Here is a 16,496-nt window from a genome sequence, read left to right as displayed (position 1 = left end):
AACCATGCCGCTATTTGCGGCCCGTCAGGACATCGAGGAATTTCGAAAATGAAGCGTTTCAATAACGCGCGCGCCTTTCAGGCCGTGCTCATTAGCCTTGCCATGGCCGGCTCGGTCACACTCGCGCGCGCCGATATCAAGGACTACGAATTCCAACTCGTCGATCAAACCGTCAAGAAGGGCGACGCGATCATCTCCGTACGGTTGGTGCGCAAGCGGGACGGGAAGCCCGTTCCGAACGCCGTGATCTTTGCGACTCGCTTGGACATGGCTCCGGACGGCATGGCAGAGATGGCGACCAAGATCGCGCCGATGCCGGGCACCGAATCTGGCGTCTATCGGTTCAAAGCCGCTGTCACGATGCAGGGCCGGTGGCAACTTTCCATAGGTGCCAAGGTGCAGGGTGAGACCGGCACCGTCGAGAACAAGCTCGTCATCTTGGTGCAGCAATGACCCGCGCCGCCTTTGTCAGCGCCGCCGCAGCCGCATTGATCGTGGCGCTTGGAGGCGGATTCGTCATTGGCCGCATGCCAGTTCGGCTGAGTGAACCATCAGGCATCGCCATCATTGCGCCGGCAGCCGCGCGGACAACCGGCGCGCCGATCTACTACCAGGACCCCGATGGAAAGCCTTCGTATTCGCTGACGCCCAAGAAGACCGAAGACGGTCGGGACTACCATTCCGTTCCGGCAGATGCGGATATCAGTTTTGACGAAGCTGAAGCGTCAGACGCACGGGAGACCAAATCCGCCGAGGCCAAGTCCGAGCGGAAGATCAAATACTACCGCAACCCGATGGGACTTCCGGACACGTCGCCGACGCCAAAGAAGGACTCGATGGGGATGGACTACATCGCTGTCTATGAGGGCGACGACACCGACGATGGCTCGGTCAAGCTGTCGCCCGGCAAGATTCAGCGCACTGGGGTTCAGTCTGAGCCAACTACTCGCCGCGTGATCCGGACATTGATCCGCGCACCCGGCACCATCCAGCTCGACGAGCGCCGCGTCTCGGTTATTTCCATGCGGGCCGAGAGTTGGGTGCAGAAGGTCGCCAACGTGACCACCGGTACGCAGGTCAGCAAAGGCCAGCCGCTGATGGAGATCTACAGCCCGGCGGTCGCCTCCGCGGCTGCCGAGTACATTTCAACGATCAATTCGCCGGCGATCGGGGGCGTTGAGCGATATGGACGCGGCTCGCGGCAGCGGCTGATGAATCTCGACGTTCCGGACAAGGCGATTGTCGCGATGGAGAAGAGCCGCACGGTGCCGATCTCGATCGAATGGTCGGCACCGAGCGACGGCATCGTACTGGAACGCAACGCCATTGAGGGCATGCGGGCGCAGCCGGGCGATGTCCTGTTCCGAGTCGCCGATACCTCGGTTGTATGGGCCATGGTCGATGTAGCGGAACGCGATCTCGGCGTCTTGGCGGTCGGTCAATCGGTTAGGGTGAAAGCCCGAAGCTTTCCCGGCCGTACATTTTCCGGAGCAGTCGGCGTGATCTATCCGCAAGTGAATAAAGAAACCCGCACCGCACGGGTGCGGGTCGAACTGCCCAATCCGGACGGCATTCTGCTTCCCGATATGTACGTCGACGCTGAGATCGACACCGGAAAGCCCGAACCGGTGCTGTCCATTCCGGAGAGCGCGGTTCTCGATACCGGCGCCCGGCAATCGGTGCTCGTCGACAAGGGGCAGGGAAGATTCGAACCGCGCGAGGTGAAGTTGGGCCATCGTGGAGGTGACTATGTCGAAGTCAGTGAGGGGCTCGCTGAAGGTGACCCCGTGGTTGTCTCCGCCAACTTCCTGATCGACGCTGAAAGCAATCTGAAGGCCGCATTGAAGGGCTTCTCGGAAGCGGGAGGCCAGCCATGATCGCCCGACTGATCGCCTGGTCGGCCCGCAATCTGCTGCTGGTGCTATTCGGCGCCGGATTCGCGGCTGCCGCGGGCATTTATGCGCTGGTCCATCTGCCGCTCGACGCGATTCCGGACCTCTCCGATACGCAAGTCATCGTCTACACCGAGTATCCCGGCCAGGCACCGCAGGTGGTCGAGGATCAGGTGACTTATCCGCTCGCGACGGCGATGCTGACTGTGCCGAAGTCCAAAGTGGTCCGTGGCTTCTCGTTCTTCGGCGTGTCGTTCGTCTACGTGATTTTCGAAGACGGCACCGACATCTACTGGGCGCGTTCGCGCGTGCTGGAATTTCTCAACGGCGCGGCGTCACGCTTACCATCGGGCGTGACGCCCACCATCGGGCCGGACGCGACGGGCGTTGGTTGGGTTTACCAATACGCGGTGATGTCGAAGGAATTGAACCTCGCCGATACGCGCGCCATCCAGGATTGGAATCTGAAATTCGCCTTGGCGAAGGCTGAAGGCGTGGCCGAGGTCGCCAGCGTCGGTGGCTTCGTCAAGCAATACAATGTTGTTCTCGATCCGCAGCGGATGCGTGATCTCGGCATCACCATGCAGAAGATGCGCGACGCGATCCGCGCCAGCAATGCCGACGTCGGCGGCCGCACCGTCGAGTTGTCGGAGTTCGAATATGTCATCCGCGGCAAGGGCTATCTGAAAGACATCAACGACCTTGGCAACATCGTCCTGAAGACGAACAATGGCACGCCGGTGCTGCTCAAGGACGTCGCCCGCGTTGAACTTGGTCCAGACGAACGCCGCGGCATCACCGAACTGAACGGCGAGGGAGAGGTCACGAGCGGCATCGTCCTGCAGCGCTTCGGCGTCAACGCCCTCGACGTCATCAACAACGTCAAGAAGCGCTTTCAGGAGATCGCCAGCAGCCTGCCGAAATCGGTCGAGATCGTCCCGGTCTACGATCGATCCACCTTGATCAACAGAGCCATCGATACCCTCAAGCACACGTTGTTCGAGGAAAGCATCGTCGTCGCGCTGGTCTGCATCATATTCCTGCTGCATGTCAGGAGCGCTCTGGTGGCGATCCTGATGCTGCCGGTCGGCGTGCTGATGGCGTTCGGTGCGATGAAGCTGCTGGGTCTTGGTTCAAACATCATGAGTCTCGGCGGCATCGCGATCGCGATCGGGGCCATGGTGGACGCCGCCATCGTCATGATCGAGAACGCCCACAAGCATCTGGAACGGGGTGAGCCGGGGCGTTCGCGGATCGGCATCCTGATCGACGCGGCCACCGAAGTCGGTCCCGCACTGTTCTTCAGCCTGTTGATCATTACCGTCTCGTTCATGCCGATCTTCACGCTGGAATCGCAGGAGGGGCGTCTGTTCAGTCCGCTTGCCTTCACCAAGACGTTTGCGATGGCGGCAGCCGCGCTTTTGTCGGTCACGCTGGTGCCAGCGCTGATGGTGATTTTCGTCCGGGGCCAGATCGTTCCGGAGCACAAGAATCCGATCAATCGGTTCCTGATCTGGATTTATCGGCCAGTGATCAAGGGCGTATTGCGCGCCAAGACGCTGGTGGTCCTGCTCGCCGTTGCCGTGCTTGCAGCCACCGTTTGGCCCGCAAGGCAGCTTGGCACCGAGTTCATGCCCAACCTCAACGAAGGCACGTTGCTCTACATGCCGACCACCTTGCCCGGCATCTCGGTTACGAAAGCGGCCGAACTGCTGCAGACCCAGGACCGGATCATCCGGTCGTTTCCGGAAGTGGCCTCGGTATTCGGCAAGGCCGGACGGGCTTCCACGGCAACCGACCCGGCCCCTTCAGAAATGTTCGAGACCGTGATCAACCTCAAGCCCACGGAGCAATGGCGGTCGGGCGTGACGGTTGACAGCCTCACAGCGGAGATGGACAAGGCGTTGCAGTTCCCGGGCGTCTCCAATGCCTGGACCATGCCAATCAAGGCCCGTATCGACATGCTGTCGACCGGAATCCGGACACCGGTCGGCGTCAAGGTGATCGGCCCCGATCTGGCTGGGATCGACAAGCTGGCGAAACAGGTCGAGCGGGTTCTAAAGGCGGTGCCGGGCACATCGTCGGCTTATGCCGAGCGCGGTATCGGCGGATACTATCTCGACATAACGCCCAACCGGATGGCGCTGGCGCGTTACGGCATCATGATTCAGGATGTCCAGGAGGTGATCGCCACCGCGCTGGGCGGTCAGACGGTGACCACGACCGTTGAGGGCCGCCAGCGCTTCACCGTCAATATGCGGTATCCCCGGGACCTCCGTGACAATCCTCGAAAGATCGCGTCCGACGTCCTGGTGCCGATGCCGCAGGGTGGTGCCGTCCCGCTCGGCGAGGTCGCCAAGATCACGCTGGATCGCGGGCCGACCTCGATCCGGACGGAGAATGGGCAACTCGCGACGTATGTTTACGTCGACATTCGCGACCGCGATCTCGGCGGCTATGTCACCGATGCGCAGAAGGCAGTCCAGGCCAGCATCGCGTTTCCACCGGGCTATTACGTGGTCTGGAGCGGCCAGTACGAATATCTCGAGCGTGCCACCGCGCGGTTGAAAATCGTAGTGCCGGTGACGCTGCTGATCATCTTCCTGCTGCTGTACCTCAACTTCCGCTCCATCACCGAAACCATGATTGTGATGCTGTCGCTGCCGTTCGCGCTGGTTGGCGGCCTGTGGCTGATGTGGTTGTTGAACTTCAACCTGTCCGTCGCCGTTGCCGTCGGTTTCATCGCGCTGGCAGGCGTCGCCGCCGAAACCGGGGTGGTGATGCTGATCTATCTCAATCAGGCCTTTGATGAGGTCAAACTGCGATGCACGCTCAAGGGCCGGAAGGTTACGCGTCGACACCTCTATGACGCGATCATGGAAGGCGCGGTCGAGCGGGTGCGGCCGAAGATGATGACGGTCGTTGCTATCATGGCGGGCCTGCTGCCGATCATGTGGAGCACCGGTACCGGTTCCGAAATCATGCAGCGGATCGCGGTGCCGATGATCGGCGGCATGATCTCGTCGACGTTGCTGACGCTGATCGTGATCCCGGCGATCTTCGGCTTGGTCAAGGGATTCAGACTTCCGAACGGCGGCAGCGGCGGCGATCCATCTGTAATGCCTTCGGCTCCTGCAAAGAGACTACCGCAGCATATTCCGGAACCAGCCAAATGAGGTGAGCCATGATGAACGGAATGATGATGCCCGGGATGATGTGGGGCGTGGCGCTGGTCGGGCTGCTGGTCATCGTCGTTCTGATCCTGACCGCGGCTGCGCTCGTCAAGTATCTGTTGTCCGGATACAAAGGAGACCGATCATGAGAGAATTCGGGATCGCGGCACTGCTCGCTGTCGCATTGCTGACGCCGGCTCTCGCCGAGCAGGGCGATGCCGCACGCGGTCAGCGCGACTTCAGAGCCTGCGCGCCGTGCCACTCGCTCGAACCCGGCCGCAATATCACTGGGCCAAGTCTGGCTGACCTCTGGGGACGGAAAGCCGGGTCGCTGCCGGGTTTCGATCGCTATTCCGATGCGCTCAAATCGTCGGGAATTATCTGGGACGATCGTGCGCTCGACGGATGGTTGACCGACCCAAAGCGGATGGTGCCCGACAACGACATGCCGTTCGACGGCATCAGGGACTCCGGCACCCGCGCGGACCTGTTGGCGTTCCTCAGGGAGGCCACCAAGCCAGGAGCGGCACCCACGCAATCCGCGCAGATGCAGATGAAGGGCAGGGGCGGAATGATGGGCGGAGGCCGCGACCCAAATCTGAAGAAGATCGAGCCCGCCAAGCAGGTAAAGGCGATCACCTATTGCCGTGATACTTATCGGGTTGCTACCGCCGACGGAAAGACGCGTGCGTTCTGGGAACGCAATCTTCGCTTCATGACCGATTCAAGCAACGACGGGCCAGAGAAAGGTGCGCCCGCGATTATGCCTGCGGGAATGATGGGGGATCGTGCGGCGGTGATCTTCGCAGCACCTGATGAGATCGGAAGGTTCATCCAAAAAAAATGCTAGAGTCCGGCGCGCGACTTCTCCTCCCCTGCAATTTGGCGGTAGGATCAGACTTGCAAAAGGAGGGCTTTAGAGGGCTATGGAGTAGATATAGTTCGCATCATCGCCTGAGAGACGGCGCGCCAAACCGCCGATTGCCCTCCACAGCACGCTATAGCCGCCGTTTCCCGCCGAAACTACGCACAGGCAAAGAGCGGGGAATGACCAACGGGCAAAAAAGCGTAAAAACGGCGGCATCTCGCGGCGAGAGAAGTTCGAATCACTTCCGGTCGATTGGTGGATTTTGACCCCCCGCAGACGCCGCATATGAGGCGTGAAGCATCTGAGCTTTAAGTCCGATGAGTACACCACTGAAGGTTTTACCTTGGTCCGAGCGGAATCGCCGCTCGGACCATTCTTCTTAACTCTAGAGATCTGTGCCGGTCTGGTTCGCGTAGACCTCGGGTCCAAGATCATAGCGCTTCGTCGAGCTTGAGCCGCTGTGCGAGCTTCTCCACTGTTTCCTTGCGCTCGCTGTAACGATCCGTGAGATATCCGGATACGCCCCGCGTCAGCAGCGTGAACTTCATAAGCTCTTCCATGACGTCGACGATCCGGTCGTAGTAGGGTGACGGTTTCATTAGTCCCGCGTCGTCGAATTGTTCATAAGCCTTGGCGACCGATGACTGGTTGGGGATCGTGATCATGCGCATCCATCGGCCGAGGACACGAAGTTGGTTGATGGCGTTGAACGATTGAGAACCGCCGCAGACCTGCATGACGGCCAGCGTTTTGCCTTGCGTTGGCCGTACTGCGCCGAGCGACAATGGAATCCAGTCAATCTGCGCCTTCATGATACCGGTCATCGCACCGTGGCGCTCCGGACTGCACCAGACCTGGCCTTCCGACCACGCCGACAGTTCGCGAAGTTCCTGAACCTTCTCGTGTGTCGCCGGAGCGTCGTCCGGAAGGGGGAGGCCGGACGGATCGAAAATCCTGGTTTCCGCACCGAAGGTTTGCAGGAGACGCGCGGCTTCCACCGTGGCGAAGCGACTGAACGAACGTTCGCGCAATGACCCGTACAGCAGAAGAATCCTCGGCCGATGGGTTGGCATTGGGCGATGCAGTGATCCGGGATCGGGATGGACGAAGGCTTCGTCGTTGATGTTTGGCAAATCTTGCATTTCAGTTCGCATTGATGATTTCACCGTCTTCCTTCACGAACCGTCCGATATGCGGGTTCGGAAGAATGGACAGCACATCTTCCGAAGGACGGCAGAGTTTGACGCCCTTGGATGTCACGACGACCGGGCGGTTGATCAGGATCGGATGAGCAGTCATGAAGTCGATCAAATCGTCGTCGCTCCACTTGGAATCCGCCAGACCGAGCGCGTCGTAAGGCGTTCCTTTTGCCGAAGCAGATCGCGAGGGCGTATGCCCATGCGGGCGATCAATTCAACCAGCTTCTCGCGCGACGGCGGTTGTTCCAGATACTCAATCACTTCCGGTTCGACGCCGCTTTGGCGGATCATCGCCAAGGTGTTGCGGGACGTTCCGCAATCCGGATTGTGGTAGATGGTGACGCTCATGAGCGAACCTCAGCGCTTTTGGTTTTTTCGGGTTGGCGCGATTCGTACCAACCGCGAGACATCCGCACGATCTTCACGACCGAAAGCATCACGGGCACTTCGACGAGCACGCCAACGACCGTGGCAAGGGCCGCTCCGGAATTCACCCCGAACAGGCTGATGGCCGCCGCCACGGCGAGTTCGAAGAAATTGCTGGCGCCGATCAGCGCGGCGGGTGCGGCCACGCACCACGCCACGCCGAAATGCCGACCGAGCAAATAGGCGAGACCCGCATTGAAGTAGACTTGAATCAGGATCGGGATTGCGAGAATGACGATGACGGCGGGCTGCGCGACAATCTGTTCGCCCTGGAATGCAAACAGCAGGATCAGGGTGGCGAGGAGGGCAATCAGGGATAGCGGCTCGAGCCGACTTAGGGTCCGGGTGAATGCGGCCGAACCGATGTTGAGCAAGGCGCGACGCCATACCTGCGCGATGACGACCGGAACCACTATGTAGAGGACAACGGACAGCAACAGTGTTTCCCATGGCACGGTGATGGAAGCCACGCCGAGGAGCAGGCCGACCAGTGGCGCGAACAGGAACACCATCAGCACGTCATTGAGCGCCACTTGGCCCAGCGTGTAGTGGGGTTCGCCGCCCACGAGATTGGACCAGACGAAGACCATCGCCGTGCAGGGCGCTGCCGCCAGCAAGATCAAACCGGCGATGTAGGACTGGATTTGGTCAGCCGGGAGCATCGGCGCAAACACATGACCGATCAACAGCGTCCCCAGCAATGCCATCGAGAATGGTTTGACCGCCCAGTTGATGAAGAGGGTCACGCCGACGCCGCGCGCGTGCTCCGTGACTTTCCCCATGGCGGCGAAGTCGATCTTCAGCAACATCGGGATGATCATGAGCCAGATCAGCACCGCGATCGGCAGGTTGACCTTCGCGATTTCAGCGCCTGAAACCGCGGCAAAGAAACCTGGCACCAGTTGGCCGAGGCCGATGCCCACGACGATGCAAAGGGCGACCCATAGAGACAGATATCGTTCGAACGTATTCATGATCAGGCCACCTGAGGTCGGTCCGACGTCGAGCCCTCGGAGTTTCCGATGTCATGAAGTTTGGTGCCGAGCGCCATTCTGTCGATCGAAGCAAGCCGAAGAGCGGTGAATAGCGAAATGCGATTCTTCATGTAGCGAAGTGCGGCAACGAACGCGGCTTCCTTCTGGATGTCGATTCCTTCCACGGCCGCGGGGTCTTCGATGCCCCAATGCGCCGTCATCGGCTGCCCCGGCCAGACAGGGCAACTTTCCCCGGCGGCGCCGTCGCAAACCGTAAAGACGAAGTCCATCACGGGCGCATCCGGAGCGGCGAATTCTTGCCAGCTCTTCGAACGCAAACCGTCCGTGGGATAGTCGAGGCTGGCCAGTACGCGCAATGCAACCGGATTGACCGCTCCCTTCGGTTGGCTACCTGCGGAGAATGAGCGGAAGCGGTCGCTTCCGTCCTTGCGCAGGATGGATTCGGCCAGAATTGAGCGGGCGGAATTGCCCGTGCAGAGAAACAGGACGTTATAGACGCGGTCAGGCACGAGATTTCTCCTTCTTCGGAGGCGGACAGCAAGGGACGAGACTTTCGAAAATGGGCGCGCAAATTTCCTGTCGACCGCCGCAGCAGTCCTGCAACAGGAAGACGGTGATCGCCTGGAAGGTTGTGAGGTTCGCCCGATACACGATCGAACGGCTGTGCCGCTCGGACGTCACGAGATCGGCCCGGGTCAGCACGGAGAGGTGGGCCGAAAGCGTGTTCTGCGGCACCTCAAGCAATCGCGCGAGATCGCCGGCGGCCAATCCATCGGGTTCATGTTGTACCAGGACCCGGAAGGCCTGGAGGCGGGTTTGCTGAGCGAGGGCGCCGAGCGCCAGAATGGCTTGTTCGATTTCCATATATCCAGACTTATGGAAATATTCGATTTTGTCAACCTGTTTCGAGGAAATCGGAGGTACTTATATTTCGAATATTCTAGAAATATGGTTTGACTCCAGAAAGCTTCCCGCTCAGTATTCTGGCATGAAACTCATCGACGCAGCATCGCGCCTCGAAGCCCTCGGCAATCCGACGAGGCTCCGGATTTATCGGACGCTCGTGCGGGCGGGGCAGTCCGGAATGCCCGTTGGCCGTTTGCAGGAAAAATTGAAGGTCGCTCCGTCCACCTTGTCCCATCACGTCAAGTCGCTGGTGAGCGTCGGCCTGATCCGGCAAGTCCGGGAAGGGACGACGCTCGTGTGTCATGCCGAGTACGACACGATGCGTGGGCTGGTGGATTTCCTCGTGGCTGAATGCTGTGCCGACGAAGCCACCGGATGTAACGAGACAAAGACCGCTGCCTAAGTCTTTCGGACCTTAAATTTCGGTCATTCTAGAAATATGGAGAATGGAAAATGACATCGAAAACCGTAGCCGTCATCGGCGGGGATCCCGTCGGTCTTGCCGCCGCCGCTCACTTGATGGAACGCGGCATGACACCGATCGTGCTGGAGGCTGGAGAGCGGACCGGTCACGCGGTCAGGCAGTGGCGGCACGTTCAACTGTTCTCGCCTTGGAAGTACAACATCGACGGCGCGGCGGCTCGCCTGCTGGCTTCAACGGGGTGGAATCCCCCGATCCGGAAGTCTATCCTACGGGCGGCGAGTTGCTCGACCACTATCTCGATCCCCTTGGGACCAAGACGCCGCTGAAGGATGTCATCCGGACATCCAGTCGCGTGACGGCGATCAGCCGCGTCGGATTCGACAAGGCAAAGACGAGAGGCCGTGAGAACGCGCCGTTCGAAATCCGGTTTCAGAACGGCAAGGGGCCTTAGGTCTTGCGGGCCGACGCCGTGATCGACGTGTCTGGAACGTGGTCGTCTCCCAATCCCGCGGGCGCGAACGGGCTTCCTGCAATCGGGGAACGGGACTGTGCAAGCCGGATCATCTATGGAATGCCTGACGTCTCCGGAAACGATCGGGAGCGGTACAAGGGCAAAACCGTTGCTGTGCTCGGCGCAGGCCATTCCGCCATCGGTACGTTGACCGATCTGGCGCGCCTTCGCGATGAGGCCCCGACAACGGAGGTCATCTGGCTTCTCCGCGGCACCGATCCGTCGAAAGCATTCGGCGGAGGTGCCAACGACAAGTTGGTCGCCCGTGGCGAATTGGGCGCGGTATTTGCTGGCCTCGTTGCCAACGGCAGGATCAAGGTGGAATGGTTTCGGCGTCACGCACGTTTCCGCGTTGGGAGAACGGTTACGCATCGGGGCAGGGTTAGCCTGCTGCGGCCGCCACGTCGTCGTCGATGAGTTGATCGTGGCGACGGGATTCCGGCCCGATCTCTCGTTTCTGGGCGAAATGCGGTTGCGCCTGGATTCCGCGATCGAGGCCCCGGTCGATCTAGCGCCCTTGATCGATCCAAACGAACACAGTTGCGGGACGGTGCGCCCCCGAACTCCGGCAGGATGAACCGGGGCTGTATCTCGCCGGCATGAAGTCCTATGGGCGGGCGCCGACGTTCCTGATGATCACGGGGTGTGAACATCTACCGCGCATCGTCGAGGCGTTCGGTGCCACACCGGGGCAGGCCGTCTTTGCGGGGATGATGATCGGTCCGGCCCAGGTCGCGGCGCATGTCCTTGAAGCGAGTACGCTTGGCAGATTCCATCCATTGCTTTCGACGCGGCTTGCCTGCATCACGCATCCGATCGATGCCTGCGTGATCGGGATATTCGGAGGGCCTGCGGCCGCGGCATTTGCTTTGCTTCACGGCGCAGGCAACGGCCTGCTCACGATCGCTCGGGGAACGTTGCCGCTGGCGATCTTCGGCCCCGAAAACTATGGCTATCGGCTTGGATTATTGGGCGCACCTTCGCGCGTTTGTCAGGCATTGGCTCCGTTGGGATTCAGCCTGCTGATTGATCCACTATGGGGAGGGGTTCTGGTTGTATTGTCGTTACTGAGTCTTGTCGCATTCGCTGCGCTGTTATTGGTGCCAAGGCATGCAACCAAGAACACCGTGGCCGAAGAGGCGAAAAGCTGATGGCATTGCGATCCCACCGTTAATAACATCGGCCGCTGTTAAGCAGGTTAGAAATTTGATTCGCATAATATAGATTATGGAACATAAGTAATTGAAATAGTTGAAGAAATAAGAGATTTCACAGCAATGGATAGGCACTCCTTATGGCAGAAACAAGTCGTCCATCCGACCTTGCTAGCTGCGACGTATGTCACACGAGGCGACCCTTCTGAAATCAACCCATCTCATCCTCCCCATTAGTAAGGGCGCAAAGGGTTCTCAAGCACCCGGCAGCCGCCCGATGCTAGCGGGATCGCCGCAAAGCACGTATCAATTTTACTCAATTTTATTCGGCGACCTGCATACGCCGCCGCTTGGAGATTCCCCTTGCAGTTCACGGTCATACCGTATTCGCGCAGTTCGCGCGTGGAGCGCGACATTGCCGGTGGCCGGCAATGTTTTCTCGTAACCGATAATTGGGACGACTATTCCTATAAAACGGCGTTCTCGCTTATCTATTTGGACGGCGATGGTACCCGTCATGACATCGGCGCTGTTAAGATTATGCAACGCAACATGCGCCACGGATACACCCAGGTCGAAGACGGCTTTGCCGCCCTCGGGCCGGAATATGCATCACTTGGACAAAGCCAAGAATATTACGAAAATCTAATTGCGGTCGATGAAGAGGATCGCATCGCGATTTTCGAAGCACTGCAGGACGTGGTCTGGAATGATGATATTTTCGCCGCCGTCCAGAACGAAACCGCGTTCGAGACGTCGTTGCTCCGGTCTGTTTCGGCACGAGAGTTGACCAAACTCAGAACCATTGCACACGAGCAGGCGATGCTGACGCCGTTCCATTTCCGGTACAAGTTTCCCGAATCGGACGATGCCGTCATCGAAGTTCAGGTGACCCCCGACGCGGTTCCGCCGACAAATATTCATGCCATTATCGGCCGCAACGGCGTCGGAAAAACAACACTTCTTCGTTCGATCAGTACCCTACTGCGGGTCGGGCGGAAACGATCGCTCGGACGCCTGACCTTCATCACCGACGACGATGAGCTCAATGGTGAGGAAGGCTTCGCAAACCTTGTCACCGTGGCCTTCAGCGCGTTCGATGAATTTGACCCCGCCATACCCAATGATGGGACCGCCACAGGCCTGCAATACGCCTATATTGGCCTGAAGAAGAACGTGCGCCTGAAGAGCGGTAGGCATGAGGCACGAAATAAGACGACAGCTGATCTGCGCACTGACTTTGTCGCGAGTACCCTCAAATGCCTGCGCAGCTCGCGAAAGCCGCGATGGCGGTCTGCCATGCGCATCCTGGAAAGCGATCCGCTTTTTGCCGCACTGCGATTAGAACGACTTGCCGACTTGCCGCAAGACGACTTCGAGAACACTGCAGTTCAATTGTTTGACGCGGCAAGCTCCGGCCACAAGATTGTGTTGCTCACCATGACGCGGTTAGTCGAGCTGGTCAGCGAGCGAACGCTGGTTCTGATCGACGAGCCGGAAGCCCATCTTCATCCCCCGCTCGCGGCATCGTTCGTCCGTGCGCTCTCGGGTCTATTGGCGCAACGCAACGGCGTGGCCATTCTGGCCACTCACTCACCCGTCATTGCTCAGGAAGTACCCAGCAATTGTGTGTCGCTGTTTTTCCGTGACGGAGCAAGCATTGGGATCGAGCGTCCAGAGGTCGAAACCTTTGCTGAGAATGTCGGGCTGCTGACACGCGAGATTTTTCGGGTTGAATTCACCGCAAGCGGATATCACGCGCTGATCTCGGACGTCGTTTCAAGATCAAACACTGTCGACCAGGCACTGGCGACCTTCGAGGACCATATAGGTGCCGAGGGCCGCGCACTAGTTCGCGCGCTCTGGGAGGAGCGCTGAGCCGTGATTGCGATTTCGTGTCCAACGGATGATGCAGAGGTGGTGTTTCGCGGATTGGCAGCGCGCACCCGAGACCCAAAACTTCGCAGTGCGCTTCTTGCCCTGTCCGAACGGATCGGGGAGCGCGCGACCGAATATCTGGAATTGGCGACTCGCACAGAACTCTTCCAGCTGATGGCTGAAGATCCCGACGGTGTCAGCAAGGAAGATCTTTCTAACGTCTATGATCGCGTTCTCGTCCGTGGCAAAGGGCGCCCGGTCTATGACCGCCTGCGGGCGGGCGCGAAGTATCGACGCTGCCCGCTCTGTGGCGCGCGGGACGTCAAAACGCTCGATCACTATCTGCCGCAATCAGGGTATCCCGAGTTTGCCGTCTTTCCAGCCAACCTGGTGCCGAGCTGTTCGGATTGTAACAAAGTCAAACAGGAACATGCGCCTCGCGCACACGCCGAACAGACATTTCATCCGTATTTTGACGACTGGAGTTCGCACCGGATTCTCCGAGCAACGATCGGTATTACCAACACCGTGCAGGTCAGTTTTTCCATCGACCCCGTCGCCGGAGTGCCGGCGGCGCGTATAGCCAGAGCGCGGCGACATTTTGAGCTGTTCGAACTCGGGTCATTGTACGCGGGGAGTGCCGCAGTCGAATTGGTCGAATGCAAGGACACGTTTCGGCGCAATTTTACCGGCGGTGCAGACATCCTTCGATCGGAACTAAAGCACACCGCGCGCAGCCGCCAGCGCGGCAATTTGAATGCGTGGCGCGCGGCGCTCTATTGGGGCCTTGCGGCAAGCGATGAGTTTTGCAACGGCGGGTTCAAGCTGATCGAGGAAAGCTGATTTACCTGAAAATAGGGTCGGTTCTCCTGGGACGCGCGATCAATCGTGGCGAGATCGTCGCTGCCCGCCTCACCCCGCGGATCGTGCTGCTTCCGACGGACCTTGCGCGCCATGAGATTCTGATGACGTTCGAGCCTCTGTCAGACAAAGCCATCAACGAGATCGTCGACGAAGTCTTCTTACCGCTGGTGGATTCGGGGACTTCTTCGTAGGTGATCAACGCGGGGATACGGCTGGCGCCGAGCAAGGTGTGGCGTGACCCAGGATTGGCGACCTGGGCTGTTCGCAACGAGAAGGGATGATGCGCATCTCGAGAAAATAAAGTCCGCACTTCTCGCACGTGTCGCGCCGGCGCGGCGTTCGTGCTCACTGGCAGGCACTTAGCAGATCAAAGGGTCAGATCGGTGGCGCGGCTCGTGATATAGGATACCGGAAGCCCGGGTAGACGAAGGACCGGCTGATCGTGTTGCAGTCCGCTTCCGAGAGCCCCTCCCGCCGTACGACCTCATACCACTTGCTTCGAACCTGCTCTTCCATGTCCGACACGATCTTTTCGGCCACGTCTTTTTCAAGCAGGAAGCGCATGCTTTGCGAGACAATGTTCTCGGCATTGGCATAGCGGCCCGCGTCGCCGCAGATCATGGCGAGATCGCGCCGCTCCTCACTGATCAAGGGTCCCGGCGTGAGATCGTAGGCTGGCGATAGGTTCCAGTCAGGAGTCATTGCCATGACCGCATGATTGCGCGGGTGATCGTCGGTGTTCGAAATCAATGCGTTGAAGCACATCCTGCGAAACAGTTCGGCAGCATCACCCCGGGGGTTGGCCGAAACTCGCCGCAGCTCTTCGACCAGCAGCACATAGGACCATCGATCGCGCGTGTCATGCCCCTCTTCGGCGCGAAGCAGCGTCAGACCGCTAAGCATGCGGGCGCGCAGATAACCACCGTCGGCCCGCTCGCGATCAAAGCGTTTGACCATGAGGACGTCACGACCGCCGACGACGATCACCTTGCTTTCCGCCGTCGTGATACCGCATGCCCGTGCGAGCATGAGCATGGCGTGTTCAGCGCGCGCGTTGTTCCATTTGTCGTCCTTCCTGTTGAACTTGGCGATCCATAGCCCATCGGTGTCCTCGACCACGGCCTTCGGCCGCGCACCGCCCATTGACGTGCCGACCAGCAGCAGTTCTTCGACCTGAGCGACTTCGGCGTCATCGGGGCGATCTTCTTCATCGACGATTGCATCGGCGATCTTCTGCAGCCGAGCGAGGCTGAGGGTCTTGTTGAAATCCCGCTTGGGCGCCGGAGGCTGCTGATTCAGTCCGAAGCCGAGGGCGCCCGCCCGATCATCAGGTGAGTGCAGCAGGTAATCCATCTCGTTGAGCTGGGCAGCACCGAGATGCCTTTCGATAAGGCGGCGGCCCCAGTAGTCCGGCCCTGCATCACGCAGCGCGCCGAACAAGCCTTTCATGCTGACGGTTCCATAGGTCTGATTAGCAAGCCTGAGTTCGATCGGATCGATCGGCACGGCCTCGGCGCGGGCGAGATAGGTGCGGCCATAGACCAGTCTGCCGATCGCAATGTCGCGCCTGTCTTTGGTAAGCTCAAACCGCGCCGCCGTAACCGGCGCGGTTTGACCGGGCAAAGTAACGTAGACGAAGCATTCTGTTGGCGTGACGTTAGAACTCATTGTCCAATCCCTTCGGGCTGCGGGCGTGGACACGATCCCCAATCAAGGCGAGGCGCTGGCCCTCTTCATCGAATCGCGGATCGGCTGCGTCACTGAAGCGGTCGACGAGGCCGTAGGCCCACAGCAGGCCCGCATAGACCCCGATCTGCGTCGAGATCTTGCCCTTCTCGGCATCCAGGATGGCACGACGGCCGGTCCCGATCTTGGCGGCAGTGGCCTCGACGGTCAGGTTGCGTCGCAGGCGTGCCGTGCGCAGATCGGCACCAAGCTTTTTCAAGGCTCGATCGACCTCGAAGGGCGGCGCCTGGACTAAGTTGTTCTTAGCGGTCATATGCTCTTAAGGGCTCCAAATCCCGGTTTTGAGGCTCTTAAGAGCATATAGGCAAAAACATCCTAACAGCAAGTGTATCGTGCTCTTGAGAGCACAATAAGACAGATTTGGTGCTCTTAAGAGCATACTATCGGTCTTTTGGGGAGGCCCGATCTGCGTGGTGGCTCACACACGATCGCACTCAACGCTGAAGTTCGCTGCACGCGG

The 16,496-nt window shown here is 59.5% G+C and carries 14 protein-coding genes and 3 pseudogenes; 10 read left to right on the top strand and 7 right to left on the bottom strand.

The window, feature by feature from the left end; genetic code table 11:
- Positions 1 to 48 precede the first annotated feature (48 nt).
- From RBJ75_RS29320 to RBJ75_RS29300, 5 genes are read left to right on the top strand one after another with little or no spacing between them, the layout of a single operon-like run.
- On the top strand, positions 49 to 453 hold the full coding sequence (locus tag RBJ75_RS29320) for a FixH family protein (protein WP_044414446.1): 405 nt from the start codon (positions 49 to 51) through the stop codon (positions 451 to 453).
- Positions 450 to 1,877, top strand: coding sequence for an efflux RND transporter periplasmic adaptor subunit (locus RBJ75_RS29315; RefSeq protein ID WP_276156652.1), 1,428 nt, complete (start codon positions 450 to 452; stop codon positions 1,875 to 1,877). The genes RBJ75_RS29320 and RBJ75_RS29315 overlap by 4 nt, the downstream gene beginning before the upstream one ends.
- Entirely contained in the window at positions 1,874 to 5,068 is a 3,195-nt protein-coding gene (locus tag RBJ75_RS29310) for an efflux RND transporter permease subunit (RefSeq protein WP_044416273.1), read from the top strand. Before RBJ75_RS29315 ends, RBJ75_RS29310 begins: the two co-directional genes overlap by 4 nt.
- 8 nt (positions 5,069 to 5,076) lie before the next feature.
- Positions 5,077 to 5,214, top strand: a complete 138-nt coding sequence (locus RBJ75_RS29305) for a hypothetical protein (protein ID WP_173427387.1) — start codon at positions 5,077 to 5,079, stop codon at positions 5,212 to 5,214.
- Positions 5,211 to 5,915: a c-type cytochrome gene (locus tag RBJ75_RS29300; RefSeq protein ID WP_044416271.1), complete on the top strand. Its 705-nt coding sequence runs from the start codon at positions 5,211 to 5,213 to the stop codon at positions 5,913 to 5,915. Before RBJ75_RS29305 ends, RBJ75_RS29300 begins: the two co-directional genes overlap by 4 nt.
- A gap of 449 nt (positions 5,916 to 6,364) precedes the next feature.
- Here RBJ75_RS29300 and arsH read toward each other — a convergent pair whose 3' ends face one another.
- The 5 genes and pseudogenes from arsH to RBJ75_RS29275 all read right to left on the bottom strand — a co-directional run bounded on the left by arsH (position 6,365) and on the right by RBJ75_RS29275 (position 9,417).
- A complete protein-coding gene (gene arsH / locus RBJ75_RS29295; protein ID WP_173427386.1) occupies positions 6,365 to 7,087 on the bottom strand; it encodes an arsenical resistance protein ArsH in 723 nt (240 codons plus the stop codon).
- A pseudogene (gene arsC, locus RBJ75_RS29290) lies at positions 7,077 to 7,480 on the bottom strand (arsenate reductase (glutaredoxin)). Before arsC ends, arsH begins: the two are co-directional and overlap by 11 nt.
- Complete coding sequence (gene arsB / locus RBJ75_RS29285) at positions 7,477 to 8,532, bottom strand: ACR3 family arsenite efflux transporter (RefSeq protein ID WP_276156651.1); 1,056 nt, start codon at positions 8,530 to 8,532, stop codon at positions 7,477 to 7,479. The pseudogene arsC and the gene arsB overlap by 4 nt, the downstream one beginning before the upstream one ends.
- A gap of 2 nt (positions 8,533 to 8,534) precedes the next feature.
- The gene (locus RBJ75_RS29280) at positions 8,535 to 9,062 is read right to left on the bottom strand and encodes an arsenate reductase ArsC (RefSeq protein ID WP_044407293.1); all 528 of its coding nucleotides are present in this window, start codon (positions 9,060 to 9,062) and stop codon (positions 8,535 to 8,537) included.
- The gene (locus tag RBJ75_RS29275) at positions 9,055 to 9,417 is read right to left on the bottom strand and encodes an ArsR/SmtB family transcription factor (RefSeq protein ID WP_044407296.1); all 363 of its coding nucleotides are present in this window, start codon (positions 9,415 to 9,417) and stop codon (positions 9,055 to 9,057) included. Before RBJ75_RS29275 ends, RBJ75_RS29280 begins: the two co-directional genes overlap by 8 nt.
- A 124-nt stretch (positions 9,418 to 9,541) precedes the next feature.
- Between RBJ75_RS29275 and RBJ75_RS29270 the strand changes: the two genes are divergently transcribed.
- From RBJ75_RS29270 to RBJ75_RS29250, 5 genes and pseudogenes are all read left to right on the top strand, one after another.
- On the top strand, positions 9,542 to 9,862 hold the full coding sequence (locus RBJ75_RS29270) for an ArsR/SmtB family transcription factor (RefSeq protein ID WP_044407298.1): 321 nt from the start codon (positions 9,542 to 9,544) through the stop codon (positions 9,860 to 9,862).
- A gap of 50 nt (positions 9,863 to 9,912) precedes the next feature.
- Positions 9,913 to 11,059 (top strand): annotated as a pseudogene (locus RBJ75_RS29265) (NAD(P)-binding domain-containing protein); the annotation flags it as partial.
- Positions 11,045 to 11,545, top strand: a pseudogene (locus tag RBJ75_RS29260) (MFS transporter); the annotation flags it as partial. The pseudogenes RBJ75_RS29265 and RBJ75_RS29260, both read left to right, overlap by 15 nt.
- A 366-nt stretch (positions 11,546 to 11,911) precedes the next feature.
- A complete protein-coding gene (locus RBJ75_RS29255; RefSeq protein WP_080900916.1) occupies positions 11,912 to 13,426 on the top strand; it encodes an ATP-dependent nuclease in 1,515 nt (504 codons plus the stop codon).
- 3 nt (positions 13,427 to 13,429) lie between these two features.
- Positions 13,430 to 14,269 (top strand): HNH endonuclease, encoded by an 840-nt coding sequence (locus tag RBJ75_RS29250; RefSeq protein ID WP_152647629.1) that lies wholly within the window; start codon positions 13,430 to 13,432, stop codon positions 14,267 to 14,269.
- Positions 14,270 to 14,665: 396 nt separating this feature from the next.
- Here RBJ75_RS29250 and RBJ75_RS29240 read toward each other — a convergent pair whose 3' ends face one another.
- Positions 14,666 to 15,958, bottom strand: a complete 1,293-nt coding sequence (locus tag RBJ75_RS29240; protein WP_044407301.1) for a type II toxin-antitoxin system HipA family toxin — start codon at positions 15,956 to 15,958, stop codon at positions 14,666 to 14,668.
- On the bottom strand, positions 15,948 to 16,289 hold the full coding sequence (locus tag RBJ75_RS29235; RefSeq protein WP_044407305.1) for a helix-turn-helix domain-containing protein: 342 nt from the start codon (positions 16,287 to 16,289) through the stop codon (positions 15,948 to 15,950). Before RBJ75_RS29235 ends, RBJ75_RS29240 begins: the two co-directional genes overlap by 11 nt.
- Positions 16,290 to 16,496: the final 207 nt, after the last annotated feature.

Origin of the sequence: Rhodopseudomonas sp. BAL398 (genome assembly GCF_033001325.1) — a bacterium.
Classification (GTDB): domain Bacteria; phylum Pseudomonadota; class Alphaproteobacteria; order Rhizobiales; family Xanthobacteraceae; genus JARJEH01.
Note: the sequence above shows the minus strand (reverse complement) of the source record. Positions and strands in the feature narration are given on the sequence as shown.